The organism is Streptomyces sp. NPDC087787, assembly GCF_044743035.1.
Taxonomy (GTDB): domain Bacteria; phylum Actinomycetota; class Actinomycetes; order Streptomycetales; family Streptomycetaceae; genus Streptomyces.
Map to the genome: position 1 here is coordinate 200,329 of NZ_JBIUVQ010000016.1, position 14,753 is coordinate 215,081.

General features: G+C 70.5%; 18 protein-coding genes and 1 tRNA gene. 6 read left to right on the forward strand and 13 right to left on the reverse strand.

Annotated features, from left to right (window positions below; genetic code table 11):
• Nucleotides 1-60 precede the first annotated feature (60 nt).
• Nucleotides 61-1,602 carry an MFS transporter gene (locus tag ACIOWN_RS25290; RefSeq protein ID WP_401983383.1) on the reverse strand — a complete coding sequence of 514 codons (1,542 nt, stop codon included), beginning with the start codon at nt 1,600-1,602 and terminating at the stop codon, nt 61-63.
• A 228-nt stretch (nt 1,603-1,830) separates the two neighbouring features.
• Nucleotides 1,831-2,484 carry a TetR/AcrR family transcriptional regulator gene (locus tag ACIOWN_RS25295; RefSeq protein WP_362345546.1) on the reverse strand — a complete coding sequence of 218 codons (654 nt, stop codon included), beginning with the start codon at nt 2,482-2,484 and terminating at the stop codon, nt 1,831-1,833.
• A 353-nt stretch (nt 2,485-2,837) separates the two neighbouring features.
• Between ACIOWN_RS25295 and ACIOWN_RS25300 the strand changes: the two genes are divergently transcribed.
• The 3 genes from ACIOWN_RS25300 (at nt 2,838) to ACIOWN_RS25310 (ending at nt 6,112) form a co-directional block, all read left to right on the forward strand.
• Nucleotides 2,838-4,133, forward strand: coding sequence for a M6 family metalloprotease domain-containing protein (locus tag ACIOWN_RS25300; RefSeq protein ID WP_401983384.1), 1,296 nt, complete (start codon nt 2,838-2,840; stop codon nt 4,131-4,133).
• A gap of 203 nt (nt 4,134-4,336) precedes the next feature.
• A complete protein-coding gene (locus ACIOWN_RS25305; protein ID WP_401983385.1) occupies nt 4,337-5,983 on the forward strand; it encodes an IclR family transcriptional regulator C-terminal domain-containing protein in 1,647 nt (548 codons plus the stop codon).
• Between the two features lie 56 nt (nt 5,984-6,039).
• Nucleotides 6,040-6,112: transfer RNA gene (locus tag ACIOWN_RS25310), tRNA-Arg, on the forward strand.
• Between the two features lie 108 nt (nt 6,113-6,220).
• Here the strand turns inward: ACIOWN_RS25310 and ACIOWN_RS25315 are convergent.
• The 11 genes from ACIOWN_RS25315 to ACIOWN_RS25365 form a co-directional block, all read right to left on the reverse strand.
• Nucleotides 6,221-7,351 (reverse strand): tyrosine-type recombinase/integrase, encoded by a 1,131-nt coding sequence (locus ACIOWN_RS25315; protein ID WP_401983386.1) that lies wholly within the window; start codon nt 7,349-7,351, stop codon nt 6,221-6,223.
• Nucleotides 7,351-7,563, reverse strand: coding sequence for a helix-turn-helix domain-containing protein (locus ACIOWN_RS25320; protein ID WP_161243481.1), 213 nt, complete (start codon nt 7,561-7,563; stop codon nt 7,351-7,353). Before ACIOWN_RS25320 ends, ACIOWN_RS25315 begins: the two co-directional genes overlap by 1 nt.
• Nucleotides 7,556-8,851: a replication initiator gene (locus ACIOWN_RS25325; RefSeq protein WP_401983387.1), complete on the reverse strand. Its 1,296-nt coding sequence runs from the start codon at nt 8,849-8,851 to the stop codon at nt 7,556-7,558. The genes ACIOWN_RS25320 and ACIOWN_RS25325 overlap by 8 nt, the downstream gene beginning before the upstream one ends.
• A gap of 153 nt (nt 8,852-9,004) precedes the next feature.
• Nucleotides 9,005-9,250: a SpdD protein gene (locus ACIOWN_RS25330; RefSeq protein ID WP_401983388.1), complete on the reverse strand. Its 246-nt coding sequence runs from the start codon at nt 9,248-9,250 to the stop codon at nt 9,005-9,007.
• Between the two features lie 25 nt (nt 9,251-9,275).
• Nucleotides 9,276-9,470 (reverse strand): hypothetical protein, encoded by a 195-nt coding sequence (locus tag ACIOWN_RS25335; protein ID WP_161243478.1) that lies wholly within the window; start codon nt 9,468-9,470, stop codon nt 9,276-9,278.
• A 15-nt stretch (nt 9,471-9,485) separates the two neighbouring features.
• Nucleotides 9,486-9,677 carry a mobile element transfer protein gene (locus ACIOWN_RS25340; RefSeq protein ID WP_161243477.1) on the reverse strand — a complete coding sequence of 64 codons (192 nt, stop codon included), beginning with the start codon at nt 9,675-9,677 and terminating at the stop codon, nt 9,486-9,488.
• A gap of 2 nt (nt 9,678-9,679) precedes the next feature.
• Nucleotides 9,680-9,862: a hypothetical protein gene (locus ACIOWN_RS25345; RefSeq protein ID WP_161243476.1), complete on the reverse strand. Its 183-nt coding sequence runs from the start codon at nt 9,860-9,862 to the stop codon at nt 9,680-9,682.
• A 16-nt stretch (nt 9,863-9,878) separates the two neighbouring features.
• Nucleotides 9,879-10,532, reverse strand: a complete 654-nt coding sequence (locus ACIOWN_RS25350) for a DUF2637 domain-containing protein (RefSeq protein WP_401983389.1) — start codon at nt 10,530-10,532, stop codon at nt 9,879-9,881.
• A gap of 88 nt (nt 10,533-10,620) precedes the next feature.
• Complete coding sequence (locus tag ACIOWN_RS25355; RefSeq protein ID WP_401983390.1) at nt 10,621-11,997, reverse strand: FtsK/SpoIIIE domain-containing protein; 1,377 nt, start codon at nt 11,995-11,997, stop codon at nt 10,621-10,623.
• Entirely contained in the window at nt 11,997-12,353 is a 357-nt protein-coding gene (locus ACIOWN_RS25360) for a hypothetical protein (protein ID WP_161243473.1), read from the reverse strand. The genes ACIOWN_RS25355 and ACIOWN_RS25360 overlap by 1 nt, the downstream gene beginning before the upstream one ends.
• A gap of 155 nt (nt 12,354-12,508) precedes the next feature.
• Nucleotides 12,509-13,294, reverse strand: a complete 786-nt coding sequence (locus ACIOWN_RS25365; RefSeq protein WP_401983391.1) for a GntR family transcriptional regulator — start codon at nt 13,292-13,294, stop codon at nt 12,509-12,511.
• 107 nt (nt 13,295-13,401) lie between these two features.
• Here ACIOWN_RS25365 and ACIOWN_RS25370 point away from each other — a divergent pair, with 107 nt between their 5' ends.
• From ACIOWN_RS25370 to ACIOWN_RS25380, 3 genes are read left to right on the forward strand one after another with little or no spacing between them, the layout of a single operon-like run.
• Nucleotides 13,402-13,809, forward strand: coding sequence for an NUDIX hydrolase (locus tag ACIOWN_RS25370; RefSeq protein ID WP_361426903.1), 408 nt, complete (start codon nt 13,402-13,404; stop codon nt 13,807-13,809).
• 46 nt (nt 13,810-13,855) lie between these two features.
• On the forward strand, nt 13,856-14,284 hold the full coding sequence (locus ACIOWN_RS25375; protein ID WP_401983392.1) for an ATP-binding protein: 429 nt from the start codon (nt 13,856-13,858) through the stop codon (nt 14,282-14,284).
• Nucleotides 14,284-14,676 (forward strand): hypothetical protein, encoded by a 393-nt coding sequence (locus ACIOWN_RS25380; protein ID WP_401983395.1) that lies wholly within the window; start codon nt 14,284-14,286, stop codon nt 14,674-14,676. Before ACIOWN_RS25375 ends, ACIOWN_RS25380 begins: the two co-directional genes overlap by 1 nt.
• The last annotated feature ends 77 nt before the right edge of the window (nt 14,677-14,753 follow it).

A 14,753-nucleotide genomic window follows, 5' to 3' on the forward strand; every position in this document is an offset into this window, starting at 1 on the left:
CACGGCCCCGGTGGGCGCCTCAGCAGGCTCTGAGCAGGCGCCTCATCGGGTGCCCCGGTGTCAGTGGGCGATGACCGGCACCGCCGCCTCGTCCTCGGCGCCCGCGCCGGACCCGGTCACCTTGGTGCCGCCCGGACGCCCCGCGTTGACGAGGGTCAGGGCGATCACGGCGGCCACGACCAGGATGCCGACGGCGAACCAGACCGCGCTGGTGTAGCCGTGCACCATGCTCTCCAGCTGCACCAGCTGCTGCTGGGGCCCGGTGGCGGCACCCTTGATGTGGTCCTGGAGGTACGAGGTCGTGGCCGAGGCCGCGATCGTGTTCAGCAGGGCCGTACCGATGGCGCCGCCCACCTGCTGCGAGGTGTTGACCATCGCGGAGGCGACACCCGCGTCACGCGGCTGGACACCCTGCGTGGCCAGGGACATGGCCGGCATGAACGCCGTACCCATGCCGAGGCCCAGCAGCAGCATCGCGGGCAGCAGCAGGGTGGCGTAGGAGGAGTCGAGCTCCAGCTGGGTCAGCAGCAGCATGCCGGTGGCGGCGACCAGGAAGCCGGGGCCCATCAGCAGCCGCGGTGCCACCCGGGTCATCAGGCGGGTGCCGATCTGGGTGGAGCCGGTGATCATGCCGACGACCATCGGAAGGAAGGCGAAGCCGGTCCGCACCGGCGTGTACCCCCGCACGACCTGGAGGTAGTACGTCAGGAAGAGGAACAGGCCGAACATCCCGATGACCGCCAGGCCCAGCGACAGGTAGATCCCGCCACGGTTGCGGTCGGTGACCACGCGCAGCGGCAGCAGCGGGGCCTTCACCCGCGACTCGACCAGCGCGAAGGCCAGCAGCAGAACGGCGGACGCGACGAACATCGAGACGGTCAGGGTGTCGCTCCAGCCCTCGGACTCGGCGCGGGTGAAGCCGTACACCAGGGAGACCAGGCCGAGGGTGGACAGCACCACGCCCGGGATGTCGAGCGGCGCACGGTTGCGGCCGCCGGCCGGCTCGCGGATGACGAAGTAGGCGCCGGCCGCGGCGACGACCGCGAACGGGATGTTCACGAAGAACGTCCAGCGCCAGTCCAGGTACTCGGTGAGGAATCCGCCGAGGATCAGACCGACGGCACCACCGCCACCGGCGATCGCGCCGTATATGCCGAACGCCTTGGCGCGTTCCTTGGCGTCGGTGAACGTCACCGCGAGCAGGGAGAGCGCGGCGGGCGCGAGCAGCGCACCGAAGACGCCCTGCAGCGCGCGGGCGCCGAACATCATCGCGCCGGTGGTGGCCGCTCCGCCGAGCGCGGAGGCCGCCGCGAAGCCGGTCAGACCGGTCACGAAGGCCCGCTTGCGGCCCCAGAGGTCGGCGATACGGCCGCCGAAGAGCAGCAGTCCGCCGAAGGCGAGGGCGTAGGCCGTGACGACCCACTGCCGGTTGCCGTCGGAGATGCCCAGGTCGCGCTGGGCGGAGGGCAGCGCGATGTTCACGATGGTCGCGTCCAGCACGACCATCAGCTGGGCGAGCGCGATGAAGACGAGCGCCTTCCAGCGGCCCGGATCACCGGACGTCTCCGGGACGCCGGGAGCCTTTGCGGCTGTTTCAGACATGGGTGTACCCACTTCGGGACTTCGTGACGGAAAAAACAGACAGGGACAGACAGAGACAGAGAGACAGACAGAGACGGGGAGAGACAGCGAGAGGCAGGAAGGCGAGAGGAGAAGAGTCGGGAAGTTGCGGAAAGAGGCCGGAACGGGCTGGAAAAGACGGAGAAAACGGCGTCGGAAGGTCGCGGCCGGCCTCACGGCCGGCTCGGGACCGGTTGGGCTTCCAGTCGGTCAGGCCCGGCGGAGGTCCTCCAAGGTCGCGGTCGTACCCGGCAGGACGGATCGGGCCGGGGCCCGCAGCCCGTCCAGGAACAGTTGCAGATGACGGTGGACGAAGCGGTCGATGCTGCCGCAGCCGGTGCCGGCCGGCGGCCGGGAGAGCTGGGCCACGGCGACCATCACGTCGCCGACGCCCACGTCGGGGCGCAGTTGCCCGGCCTCCTTGGCGCGGTCCATGACCTCCTCGACGAGGTGTTCGATCCTTTCACGGGCGGCTTCCAGGTCGGGGTGATGCCGGTCGAACGTGCTGGACACCATCGGGCACAGCGCGCTGATCCGCTCGTCGGCGGAGGCGTGCACGAAGTGCTCCAGGGCACCGAAGGCGTCACCCGTCTCCGCGAGCGCCTGCTCGGCCGCCCGCGCCATACGGTCCATGACGGAGCAGACGACCTCGCGTACGAGGGCGTCACGGTCCGGGAAGTTGCGGTACAGCGTGGCGTTGCCGACACCGGCCCGGCGGGCGATCTCGTCGAGCGGCACCTCGGGGCCGTACTCGACGAACATCTCGCCGGCGGCGGTGACGATGCGCTCCCGGTTGCGCAGGGCATCGGCGCGAGGCCGGGTCGCCTTGCGCTGCTCGGGATTCGCGGTCGTCGCGGCTTGCACGGTGCACTCCTCAAGTCGGTCGGCCGGCCACTCGGCCGACCTTTGCTCGCCCGCCGGTTTGCCGGTCGGTCCACCGACGGCGGGTGAGTCGGGCGGCGTTGCGATCCGGGGAGCTAGTCCCCGTTTCGCGCGGACACACAGCCAAACGGGGAAGAGGTCCCCGGTTATTTCCCGACCGCCGCGAGTTTCTTCGTGACCTGAGTCACACCCGCCCGGGCGTACGCATTCGCGCGACCCGGGCGCCCCGTCGCACGACCGGACCGCTCCAGCGCGCGCCGAACGCCCAGGCGACACAGGGTGATCGCAAGGGTGCAGCCGGAAACCGGTGGCTGCCTGGCGCGAAAGGTGAACGCATGCAGGCGCAGCCGCCCCGCCGCCGTATAGGCCCGATACCCAAGCGCCGTGCGGTCGCCATGGCCTCCGTCACCGTGCTGATCCTCGCGGTCGGCACCTCGGCGGGAACCGGGCACCTCACGGCAGGCGGCACGGCGCCCGACACCGGAACGTCCGCGCTGGCCCGCTCCCCCGCCCTGACCCCCTGCATGATCAGCGGAGCCTCTTCGGTCCAGATGTCGGAGGGCGTCCCCACCACCGGCGGCTACGCCCGCTCCCTCGGTACCGTCCACGCCCTGACCCTGATGATCGACTTCTCCGACGCACCCGGCGAGGACGACGCGCTCGACCGCTTCCACGAGTTCTTCCCGCAGACCCAGGAGTGGTTCCACACCGCCTCCTACGGCCGCCTCGACTACCGCGCGGAGACCCCGATCACCCGGTGGCTGCGCATGCCGAAACCGTTCAAGGACTACGGCCTGGAGCGCGGCGCCCCGTTCGACCCCGGCTACCGCCAGCTGATCAAGGACATAGTCGCGGCCGCCGGCCCGACGGTGGACTTCCGGGACTACGACCTGATCAACATCCTCATGACCCCCAACGCGGGTCCCTCCGCCCTGGACACGGTCCTGTCGGTGACCTTCGCCGGCAACTCGGACGCTCCCGTCGCCAACGGCGTCGCGATGGCCAACGTCTCCTTCATCTACTCCCGCCAGGACGACGGCTCCGGCTCCTTCGAGAGCACCGGCTTCCGCGTCCTGCCCCACGAGAACGGCCATGTCTTCGGACTGCCCGACCTCTACACCCAGGAGGGCGGGGAGGCGGTCGGCCACTGGGACATCATGAGCGAGGACTGGGGCGCCAACAACGACCTGCTCGGCTGGCACAAGTGGAAGCTGGGCTGGCTGGACGCCTCCCAGGTGAGCTGCGCGTCCAAGAAGGGCTCCACCGAGTACACCCTCACCCCGCTGGGCCACGTGGGCGGCCACAAACTGGTCTTCGTCCCTCTTGACGGACGGACCGGTTACGCCCTCGAACTGCGCACGCGCTCGGGCAACGACGAGGACGTGTGCCGGCCGGGCATCCTGGTCTACAAGGTCGACGCCGAGGTCGACACCGGGCAGGGCCCGATCACGGTCCGCGACTCCCACCCCAACTCCGGCGGCTGCACCCACAGCCCCAACGTCGAGGCGGAGCTCTCCGACGCGCCCTTCGCGCCGGGCGAGTCCTTCAAGGATCCCAAGGCCCATCTCCGCGTCGACATGGTCTCGGCCGACCACGCGGGGAACTACCGGATACGGGTCACCCGGCAGTGACGCGCAAACCACGCGGACGGAGCGGACGGAGCGGACGGAGCGGACGCGGCCGTCGCGGACCCGGAGCACACGCACGCGAACCGCGCGGAGGCAGCCCGTACAGACCTGAACCGTTCGCACGCGGACCGAGCGGACGCGCGAACGGACTACCGTAGGCCGCCGTAGGCCTGCTGCGACGACCGCCGTACCGGAGAACCGAACCGATGCCCGCGAACACCACGACGGATCCGGAGGCCCATGAGGCCGCCGGCGCCGACGACGCCCGCACCGGGCCCTCCACGCCAGGCACGCACCCGGCCGCACCCCCCGCCGGGCCGGCCGCCGCACCCGCCGAAGCCGTGACCCCCCTGATGCGGGGCGTGGCCGTGCTGCGGGAGCTGACGCGGGCCGGGGGCACGCTGAGCCCCAGCGCCCTGGAACGCGCCACGGGCCTCGCCCGCTCGACGGTGGACCGCATCACGGGGACGCTCGCCCGGATGGGATACGCACGCCTCGACGGCCGGGACGTCGTCCTCACCCCCCGCCTGATGGAACTGGGCAACGCCTACCTGGCCGCCCTGCGCCTGCCGGCCCTGCTCGGCGCGCGCGCCGACGCGCTCGCCGACGAACTGGACGAGTCGGTGTCCCTGGCGGTCGGCGACCGCGACGGAATCCGCTTCATCCACCAGGCGACCCGCCGCCGCGCGATGTCGTTGAGCTTCCGTATCGGCGACCTGCTCCCGGCCGAACGCACCGCGCCCGGCGCCCTGTTCGCCACCGAGTGGACGGACGAGGACTGGCACCGCTGGCGCGAGCGCCGCGCGGCGGACCCGGAGGACCGGAACTTCCCGGCGGTGCCGCAACGCACCCCCGGGCCGGACGACTTCGAGGAGCGAACCGCTCAAGCCGACCGTGAGGGCTGGTCGTTGGACGACCAACTGATCGAACCGGGCCTGGTCGCGGTCTCCGTGCCGGTACGGAACCCCGCCGACGGCCGGATCGCGTGCGTGGCGAGCGTGGTGAGCCACACCAGCCGCCACTCGGCTCGTGATCTGCGCACGACGCTGCTGCCCCGCCTGCGGAAGACGGTCGCGGCCATGGAACGGGACCTGCGCGAGGCCCCGCTCCCGGCGTCCGTGCCGCCGCCGTCGGGCCTGGCGACCTGGACGGCCGCCTCGAAACAGGAACTGGGCCGCGACTTCGTCGAATCCCTGGCCCGCGGACTGACGGTCCTGACGGCCTTCGACGCGGGCCGGCCCGCCCTGACCCTGACCGAGGTGGCGAAGGCCACGGGCCTGGCCAGGGCGACGGCCCGCAGGGCGCTGATCACCTACGAGCACCTGGGCCTGGTGAGCCAGTCCAAGGGCACCCGCACGTTCACGCTCACTCCCCGGGTCCTGTCCCTGGGCTTCCCGCCGCTCTCCCGGGCCACCCTGTCCGGGATCGCCCAGCCGCATCTGGAGGACCTGGCGGCCCGGGTGCACGAGACGACGTCACTCGCCGTACTGACGCCGTCCGGCGAGGAGATCCAGTACACGGCCCGCGCCACCACGAGCCGCATCATGAGCGTCGACATCACGGTCGGCGCCCGCCTCCCGGCCCGCGCGACGTCCCTGGGCCGAGCCCTCCTGGCAGGCCACGGCTACGCCCTGTCCGACGAGGAACTGGAACAGGGCGTTCGCTCGATCGCCGTCCCCCTCCACGACCGCGCGGGCCGAGCGGTCGCCGCGACGAACATCGCCCTCCACGCGGCCCGCCACACCCGCGAGGAATGCGTCGAGCACCTCCTCCCCGCCCTGACCCGCACCGCCCACCACATAGAGGAGGACCTCCACATGGCCTCACGCTTCACCCGTGTCGCCCTGACCTGACTCCCCACCGCCCCAATCCGGTACGCTGACGCCTGTGGCCCACGGGACCACGATCCGCCTTCGTAGCTCAGGGGATAGAGCACCGCTCTCCTAAAGCGGGTGTCGCAGGTTCGAATCCTGCCGGGGGCACAGAGAAAAGGGCCAGCTCAGGAGGGGTTTCCTCCCAGGCTGGCCCTTCGTCGTGTCCGGGGTCGTGCCACACGCGTGCCACTAAAGTCCACGCGGAGTCCACATCCCCTAGCCGGAGGCCCCTCCCCCGCCGTTTCGGATCATGGCTCCAAGCCGATCGGCGATGGCTCGGTCCCGGTCGCTGGTCATGTGCTGGTAGATCAGCGCGGCTCGGGAGCTGCTGTGCCCCATCCGCGTCATCAGCTCCCGCGTGCTGGCGCCGGCCGTCGAGGCCAGCGTGTTGCCTGTGTGCCGGAGATCGTGGAAGTGCAGCTCGTCTGTGACGCCCGCAGCCTTCCGGGCCTTTACCCAGTCGTCGCGGAAGTTGCTGCGCCGCAACTGCCCGCCCTGCGGCCCGACGAAGACGTGCCCGTCGCGGCCGGGAGCGGCGAAGTGCTCCAGGTGGTGCGTGACCGCGTCGAGCAGTTCGGCCGGGAAGGAGACGGAGCGCACCCCTGCCGCGGATTTCGGCGCCTTGTCGAAGAGCCGGCCATCCTGCAACTCGGCCTGAGCCCGGCGCACGGTAACGGTCAGCCCCTCCAGGTCGATGTCCCGGCGCCGCAGGGCCGCCAGCTCCCCGAACCGCAAGGTGGTGAAGGCCGCCAGGAGCACGAGCAGCCGGTAGCGCGGCGCGATGGAGTCGGCGACGGCGAAGACCTCCGCCACCGTGAGGACCGGCCGCTCGGGCACGTCGTAACGGTCCGCACCCTTGATGCGGCACGGGTTGCGCCGGATCAGCTCGTCGTCCACAGCCGTGTTCATCAGGGCACGCAGCAGTTGGTACGCCTTGACCACCGTCGGCTCCCCGACGCCGGCCGCGAGGAGCTTGCCGCGCCAGCTGCGTACCCGGGCCGTCGTCACGTCGGCCACGCTCCCGGCTCCGAAGGTGGGCAGGATGTGCAGCCGCATCACCGACTCGTTCCGCTCACGGGAGCGGTCGGCGAGTTTCCGGTCCCGCAGCCACGCGGTGGCGTACTCGGCGAAGTTCACCGCCCCGGCGTCCGGATCCGACCACTGCCCGCGCGCGATGTCCGACTCGATGTGCGTCAGGGCGACTTGGGCATCGGTCTTGGTCGCGTACGTCTTCTCCGCCGGGCGCAGTTGCCCCGTCTCCGGGTCCCGGTAGCGGACCTGCCAACGGCCGGACGGAAGCTGTCGGACCGAACCGAAGTCCCGGCGTCTCCCCTTCTTGTTGGCCATCAGGCAGCCCTCCGCAGGGAGCTGCGGCGGTCGCCGATCGGCTGCACCGTATTGGCGTCGATGAAGGCGTTCAGTGCGCTCTCCGGGATACGGACGTGTCGGCCGACCTTGACGAACACGATGCGTCGCTCGGCGATCAGGCGGCGCGGGAAGCGTTCCGTGGTGCCGAGGAGTTCGGCCACCTGCGTCACGGTCAGGTAGCGGTCAGCCATGGGTGGGTTCTCCTTCCGTTCCGGGAGCTGGTTCGAGGGTTTCGGCGAGCCAGGCTTCGGCGTCGGTGAGGCCGGTTCCGGCGTAGACCCAGTGCGCGAGGACGAGGGTCGTGTCCGGGTCGGTCTCGGCCGCCGGCAGGGCCTGTGCGCGGCGCCATTCGGCGCGGGCGTCGCGGAGGGCGCCGAGGGTGGTCGAGTAGCGACGGGACTTGGTGGAGAAGTGGCCGCGGAAACCGAGCATGTGGGCCCAGGCCCGCAGGCGGAGGTGTGCGAGGTCCTTACGGGCGCCGAGGGCCCAGGCGGTACGGATGAGCCGGCGGGCGTGGTCGCTGATGTCGAGCTGGGCAAGTTCGGCGAGGAACCTCAGCGGCCGGTCCAGAGCTCCCGTCGCCGTCTCGGCACCCTTGGTGGCGTACTTGGCGATGTACGCGGCGACGGCCCGCTCGGTCAGTTCTTGGCCGCCGTCGAAGTCGGCCGAGCGGATGGTGCGGACGTCGAGCTGACGGCCGAAGGCGAAGGTGTGGGCGCGGCCGTCGATGACCGGGCCGTCCACGCGGGCGGCGGTGGCGGCGGCCCGGATGGCGTCGGTCAGCAGCTCGGCGGTGGCCCAGGCGGGAGGCGGGGTGTCGCCGCCCTCGGGGCCGTCGATGCGGATGACGGCGTGGAAGTGGACGGCCCCGCGCTTTTGGTACTCGGCGACCTTGGCGAAGGACACCCGGGCGTATTCCCGGAACGCGCGCTGTGTGAGGCCGGCGCGCTTGGCGACCTCCCGGCGCAGGTAGATGGAGAAGCGCCGCCACAGCGGACCGGCGTGCGCGTTCCAGAGCACAGCCGCTTCGTAGTCGTAGGTGTCAGGGTCGAGCGGGGTGCCGAGTGCGGAGTCGTCCTGGTCGTGGAGCGCGCCGCAGCGGCAGGGGCGGACCGATCCGGCCGGGCCGGTGGGGCGGTTGTGGACCGGGCCGAAGCTCGGCGCGGTGAAGGTAGCGAAGACGCGCGGGTGTGCGGCGACGCGTTCGGGGACACCCTTGCCGCCGCGCAGCCCGGAGGTGATCAGGTGGAAGGTGTCGCGGCGGTACACCTCGGCGCAGGCCGCACACCGGGTCGTGCGGCGGTTGTTGCAGCGGACCAGGAGGTGACCGGCCGGGAGACTGGAGGAGTCGAGGTGGTGGAGAACGTTGCCGATCTCGCCGGTGCGGGTGTTCACGTCGTACTCGGTGCGGTGGCCGTCGAGACGGATCGGGTGCGTGCAGCCGCCGAGGCCGGCGAGCTGGCGCAGGAGCGCGGGCATGGTGCCGAGGGCAGCCAGTTCGCCGAGTTCGTGAAGCGGAGGCAGAGTGGCGCGGGTGATGATGGCTTTCTCCTTCTGCTTCGGCTGGAGGAAGACGGCCCCCGGGGCGGCGGATGCTTGGCGGTATCGAGGCCGCCCCAGGGGTCCGGTGCATCAGCGGCGGTGCTGGTCGCGGAGCAGCGAGCGCAGGACCACGGCGGCGACGGCCACGGAGACGGCCGTGACGGCGACGGCGGCCAGGAGCGCGGTCAGCACGACACCGCCGACGAGGACGGCCGCGACCGCTCCGGTGCTGACGGAGATCTGAGGGACCGGCCGCCGAGCGGACACCTGGTCGGCCACGGTGTGGACGTGCGCGGGCGGCGGCGTCGGACTGTCGGGGTACTTGGGCAGGAACACAGCGAAGCTCTCCTTACCTACTCGTCTAGTCATGTGAGCCGTTGACGATGTCCACGCCGGAGCGCGTGCCGGACTCGATGGCCGGGGCCATGAACGTGCGCGAGAGCCAGAAGCCGAAGAGGGCGATCAGGACGACGATCCACGTGCGGACGCCGAGGAACTTGACCGCTCCCCAGGCGAAGAAGCCAAGGACGACGACGAGCGGCAGACTGACAGTCACGGTTTCCGGGTCCTTTCAGCGGACGGGGCAGCGGTGGGTACGGGCGGCCAGCTCGGCGGCGGCGCGACTGTCGTAGTCGGCGGAGAAGCCACAGCGCGGGGCCGTGCAGGCGGCGGTGTGCTTCTCCCGGCCGCGGCCGTCGTAGGACGTGCCGACCTGGACGGGGCCAATGCGGGTGACGGAGCGGAAGCACTTCGGTGCGGGCATGGTCAGTCCTCCTGTCGCTCGCTGGGTCCAGGGAATTCGCGCAGGATCCGGGCGGCTTTCCCGGGGTCCGATGTGCGGTCGGCAGCTTCTTCGGCGAGGAGTCGAGCGAGCGCCGACCGGCCGCTTACCGCCATCTCGCGGGCCGCTTCCAGGTAGTCGGCGGCCGTGTTGAAGCAGAGAGGCATGGTCCCCCTTTGTTGGTCAGGTGAGTTGGGCGGCGATGGCGTCGGCCATGGGCGGCGGGACGCCGAGGCGGGCGCGCAGGGTCGGGGTGTCGATGGCCGTTCCGGTGCGGGCGTGATGCTCGGCAGCGACTTTGCGGGCGTGCTCGACCAGGGCAGCCGGGACAGTGACCGGCGGAGGTGGAGCAGGTACCGGAACGGCTTCCGGTGTCACCGGGGGTTCCGGTGCGGGATCGGGCACGTCCTCCTGGTCCTCGATGTCCTCGGGCTCTTCTCGGCCCACGGCGTCACTGGTCTCGTCGTGCGTGGTCGGCGCCGAGTGGGCGAGGAGGGTTCCGCCGAGGAAGGCGACCGCGGGCCAGCCCGCGACGAGGATGCGGAGCCAGGCCGGCACGTCGTCCAAGTTGAGCAGTCCGGCGGTAGCGACGTTCGCGCCCAGGGACGCGGCAAGTGCGATCACGAACCAGCACCACCCGGCCGCTTTCGCGTCACCGGACCGCAGTCGGCGCCAAGCGGCGACGAGCAGCAGGTCGACCGAGACGGGATAGGCCCACGCCTTCCACCCGTCCTGTCCGGCCGCCGAAGCGACGTCGTGCAGGTGGGCGAAGGACAGCGCGGCGGCGATGACCGCTTGGACGAGCACCGCGTCGACACGGGCCAGGTGGGCGCGCATGCTGCGGCTCCTTCCGGGTTCGGGCATGGGAGGGGTAGGGACATGGCGTGAGGCGGTCACGCCGACCGGGGATGAGTGCGGGCGCGGGTCAGTCGGTCACCGGTCGAGGCCGCACGACCGGGTTCGGTGTCTCGACGGGCCGTACGGGCACGTCGGGCCGGAAGGGCTTGAGCACGGGCAGGTCGGGGACCAGGTGGGCCGACTCGCGGCAGGTCTCGGCAGCATCACCGAGGGAGAGATACGGCGTGCGGATGCGGGACCAGCCGCCGGAGGTGTCACCGGCCACGGCGAGGCCGGGCCGTTCGGGGGCGATGGCGCAGGCGGCGGAGACCGCCTCGGGGGCGATGTCGCCCAGTGCCATCTTGGCGGAGGCTTCGTCGTTGACGCGGTGGCAGACGCGGCCGGTCAACTGGGCTCGCAGCATGGTCGCGCCCTTGCCCAGTTCGGCGCCGAAGCGCTGCCCGCAGACCTCCAGGTAGATGCCGGCGGCCCGGCCGAGTTGGGCGAGCCGGATGAGCTGGGTGACCATCTCGTCCCGGCGTTCCTCGTCCTTCTTCGTGGCGACGAGGAAGAGTTCGGCCACCTCGTCAACGAACAGCACGACGGGCACCGGGCGTTCATGCCCGGGCAGGCCCCAGATGTCGGAGGTGATCTCCTCTTCCGGCGTGCTCGGCGCGATGCCCTGTCGGGCTTCGATCAGGTCGTACCGGTCCTCCATTTCCTTGATCAGCACGGGCAGCAGTTCGGCGGCCTGCTCCGGGTCGGTGGCGAGCGCCGACAGGCGCGGAGCGAAGGGCGCCAGTTCCACGCCTCGCTTGCAGTCGATGCCGACCAGGGCGACGGGTTGGCGGGCGAGGCCGGCGACGAGGTGACGCAGGTACATGGACTTGCCGGACAGCGTGGCGCCGAGGGTGAGTTGGTGCGGCACGGTGCGGTAATCGCGTACGAACGGAGTGGCGTCCTCGCGCAGCGCGACCGGCACCCGGAGAAGGTCCGGACGGAGCTTGCGCGGCATGCGCACTCGCCGCAGCACGTCGAAGCCGACGAGCCGCAGTTCGACCACGCCCGGCTTGACCGTGGTCACGTAGACGGCGTGGACTCCCCAGGCGTGCCGCAGTCGTTCGGCGGAGGCGGCCACGTCGGCGGGTTCCTGTCCCGGGGCGAGCCGCAGACGGACCCGCAGCCCCGTCGTGGTCGGGCGGATGATTCCCCGACGCGGCGGTACGGGCCGGACCTCACCGCGGGTGGTGGCCTTGACCGCCAGGACCCGCAGCCGGGAGGGAGCCACGGTCAGCCCGCACGCCTCCATGACGGAGCCGTAGGAGCTGAGCAGTCGGACCGTGGACACCGGTAAGCCGACCGTGGACCAGTAGACGCCGGGGTGTCGCGCCCGGGCGTAGGCGGCCCCACCGCCGAGTGCGGCGACGGGACCACCCACCTCCAGAAGGGTTGCCAGGTCGGTCATCAGGCCGTGGCCCCCATGGCGGCCGGGAAGGCGGCCGGGGTGACGGCGGCGGCCCGGAAGGCGATGCCGTGGCGCTGCTGGCCGTTGAACACGCTCTCCCACGGCCGGGCGATCAGGCCCGGCAGGGAGACCGGGGCACCGAGGGCGAGCCCTTCCGACACCCCGCTCTCCGGAACGGTCACCTTGATCAGGGACGACTCCCCCTCCTCGATGTACACGACGCCGATCGTCATCAGCGCCTCACCGCTGACGGCGTCCTTCGCGATCTCGCCCGACTGCCGGTCGCGGACCTTGGGCTCGGGCGCCTCGGTCAGCAGGATCGTCGCGGCCGAGGTCTCCACACGGATGGTGCGCAAGGCTTCTTCCCATCTACTCGTCTAGACAAGATGCAGTCTTCGAACCCGACTTCGCCGGGAACGAGATCACCTTGCCACACAACTTGCTCACTCGTCTATACGAGTATGCGTGTCGAGGTGTACGAGTCCGAAGAAGTGGCCTCGCGCACCGCCGATCAGGTCGCCGGAAGCTGGTAGGAGAGGACGTACGCGTCCGCCGCCATCACCGTGTCGCAGACCTCCACGGGCCGCCCCGCAGTGTCGAAGGCGGTACGGATCAGGTGGATCACCGGCACACCGGAGGCCAGTTGCAGCGTCTTGACCTCGGACGGGGAGGGCATCCGGGCCCGGATCTCCTCCTCGAAGTGGTCGAGCTGGTGGCCCAGTTCCTCGAGACGGGCGTAGATGCCACCGGGGCCCGGGTTAGGCTCGGCGATCTGCGTACCGCGGGCGATGTCGAGCGGAAGGTACGACGTGGCGAACTCGACCGGCCGGCCGTCGAGCAGGTACCGGCGGCGCCGGGCGAGCACACGCCGCACGGAACCGAGCCGTGTGGAGATGTCCTGGCTGGCCTTCTCCTCCTTGACCTCTAGGCTGTCGACCTTCGGGTGACTGCCGGCGGCGTCGGCCTCCACGATGAACGCGGACTTACCCTGCTCACGGTGGCGCCGGGCGAACCGATCGGAGGCGAGCCGCCGCACTGGAGGCCGGGGCCGGACGAAGACGCCCTTGCCGTGCTCGGCGTGCACCAGGCCCTCGCCCTGGAGGATCGAGAAGGAGTTCCGGACCGTCATCCGGGAAACCCCGTAGTGCTCGACCAGCTCAGCCTCGGAGGGCAGCTTCTCCCCCTCCTTGAATCGCCCACGGTCGATGGCCTCGCGCAGCTGGTCGGCGATCTGCCGGAAGACGGCACGATCACTGGTCGGGTCGAGGCCGCCGAGAATGCTCGGTAGAGACGTCACGCGTACTCCTTTAGGTATCTAGACGAGTGGGCGAGTGTTGTTGCTACGGTGGAGAGCCTAGTCAGCCGAGAGGGCCGAGGAACGTGAGCACAGAACGCCCGCACTCCGTGAGCGTCGCCGGGGTCATCGTCGATGACCAAGGCCGGGCCCTCCTGATCAAGCGCCGCGACAACGGCCACTGGGAACCCCCGGGCGGAGTCCTCGAACGTGAGGAAACCATCCCCGAAGCCCTCCAGCGTGAAGTCCTCGAAGAGACCGGCATCAAGATCGAGCTTCCCGCGACCCTGACCGGCGTCTACAAGAACATGACGGGCCTGATCGTCTCCCTCGTCTTCCGCTGCCAGGCGGCCGACGGTACTCCCACCACGGGGGACGAGACCCGTGCACTGCGCTGGGCCACCCGCGAAGAAGTCATCGAACTCGCCGACGAGGCGTACGCGATCCGTGTGCTTGACGCACTCGACGCGGCGTCCCCGCCGGCCATCCGCGCCCACGACGGCGTGAAACTCGTCTAGCCCGAACCCGCTGCACATGGCGGCCTATCAGCACGAAGGAACTTGTATGCACGAGTATACGAGTAGCGCCCGGGTCTGGGGGCTCAGTTGCCCAGGATTTCCGGAAGAGGTCAGCAGAGCCCGCCGCTGGACCCGCGACATCCTGCGAGGCTCGCCGTTAGCGGAGGACGCCGAGCTGATCGTCAGCGAGCTGAGCGCGAACGCGATCCTTCACACGGCCAGCGGCCAGACATCCGGCAGCTTCCATCTGGCCCTCGCGGTCTCCCCGCAGGTGATCGCCTTGTCCGTCACGGACGACGGAGGCACGGGCACGGCACCGAAGATCGAGCACCAGGACCAGGAGGCGGAGCACGGCCGAGGACTCGGCATGGTCAGCGTCCTCGCTCACCGAGTGGTGATCCACAGCAGCCAGAACGGCCACACCGTCACCGCGGAACTCTTCACTGACACCCGACCGGGAGCCCACCCGTGCTGATGGACAAGCCCACCCGCGGCTACTGGTACGAGTGTTGGACGGAAAGCCTCGGGGAGACGACAGAGAGGCCGGCCTTCCGCGCTTACTTCGACGCGTACTCGGCGCCCCAGGCAGACAGATGGGTAGCCGTCGCGCTCCGTACGATCTCACCGTCACTCGACGCGGACGCCTCGGATGAGGCATGGGCATGGCTCCACGACGGCCGCAGCGAAACCAGGCGCGCCCTACTGCGTCAGGAACCATGCACGGTGACCATCACCCACGCTGGCACCCGCATCACCTGGGACATCCGGCCAGTGGTCTTCCTGCCGCTCGCACACCGTCAGGGCATCGAACTCCCAGCCTGCGCAAACGACTTCAGGCCCCACGCCACAGTGTCTAGTCCCAGGTGATGTTTGACGTTCTGGTCCCAGCTGTTGCTTGACGGTGGGCCTAGACAACATCGGAAACCTTGTGGGGCTTGTTCGCC

Bases quoted from the DNA above. Each gene is read 5' to 3' on its own strand.
- ACIOWN_RS25315 (WP_401983386.1), bottom strand. From the start codon at position 7,351: ATGGCCAACAAGAAGGGGAGACGCCGGGACTTCGGTTCGGTCCGACAG.
- ACIOWN_RS25350 (WP_401983389.1), bottom strand. From the start codon at position 10,532: ATGCGCGCCCACCTGGCCCGTGTCGACGCGGTGCTCGTCCAAGCGGTC.
- ACIOWN_RS25305 (WP_401983385.1), top strand. From the start codon at position 4,337: ATGCCCGCGAACACCACGACGGATCCGGAGGCCCATGAGGCCGCCGGC.
- ACIOWN_RS25320 (WP_161243481.1), bottom strand. From the start codon at position 7,563: ATGGCTGACCGCTACCTGACCGTGACGCAGGTGGCCGAACTCCTCGGC.
- ACIOWN_RS25340 (WP_161243477.1), bottom strand. From the start codon at position 9,677: ATGCCCGCACCGAAGTGCTTCCGCTCCGTCACCCGCATTGGCCCCGTC.
- ACIOWN_RS25380 (WP_401983395.1), top strand. From the start codon at position 14,284: ATGGACAAGCCCACCCGCGGCTACTGGTACGAGTGTTGGACGGAAAGC.
- ACIOWN_RS25290 (WP_401983383.1), bottom strand. From the start codon at position 1,602: ATGTCTGAAACAGCCGCAAAGGCTCCCGGCGTCCCGGAGACGTCCGGT.
- ACIOWN_RS25325 (WP_401983387.1), bottom strand. From the start codon at position 8,851: ATGCCCGCGCTCCTGCGCCAGCTCGCCGGCCTCGGCGGCTGCACGCAC.
- ACIOWN_RS25375 (WP_401983392.1), top strand. From the start codon at position 13,856: ATGCACGAGTATACGAGTAGCGCCCGGGTCTGGGGGCTCAGTTGCCCA.
- ACIOWN_RS25300 (WP_401983384.1), top strand. From the start codon at position 2,838: ATGCAGGCGCAGCCGCCCCGCCGCCGTATAGGCCCGATACCCAAGCGC.
- ACIOWN_RS25355 (WP_401983390.1), bottom strand. From the start codon at position 11,997: ATGACCGACCTGGCAACCCTTCTGGAGGTGGGTGGTCCCGTCGCCGCA.
- ACIOWN_RS25345 (WP_161243476.1), bottom strand. From the start codon at position 9,862: ATGCCTCTCTGCTTCAACACGGCCGCCGACTACCTGGAAGCGGCCCGC.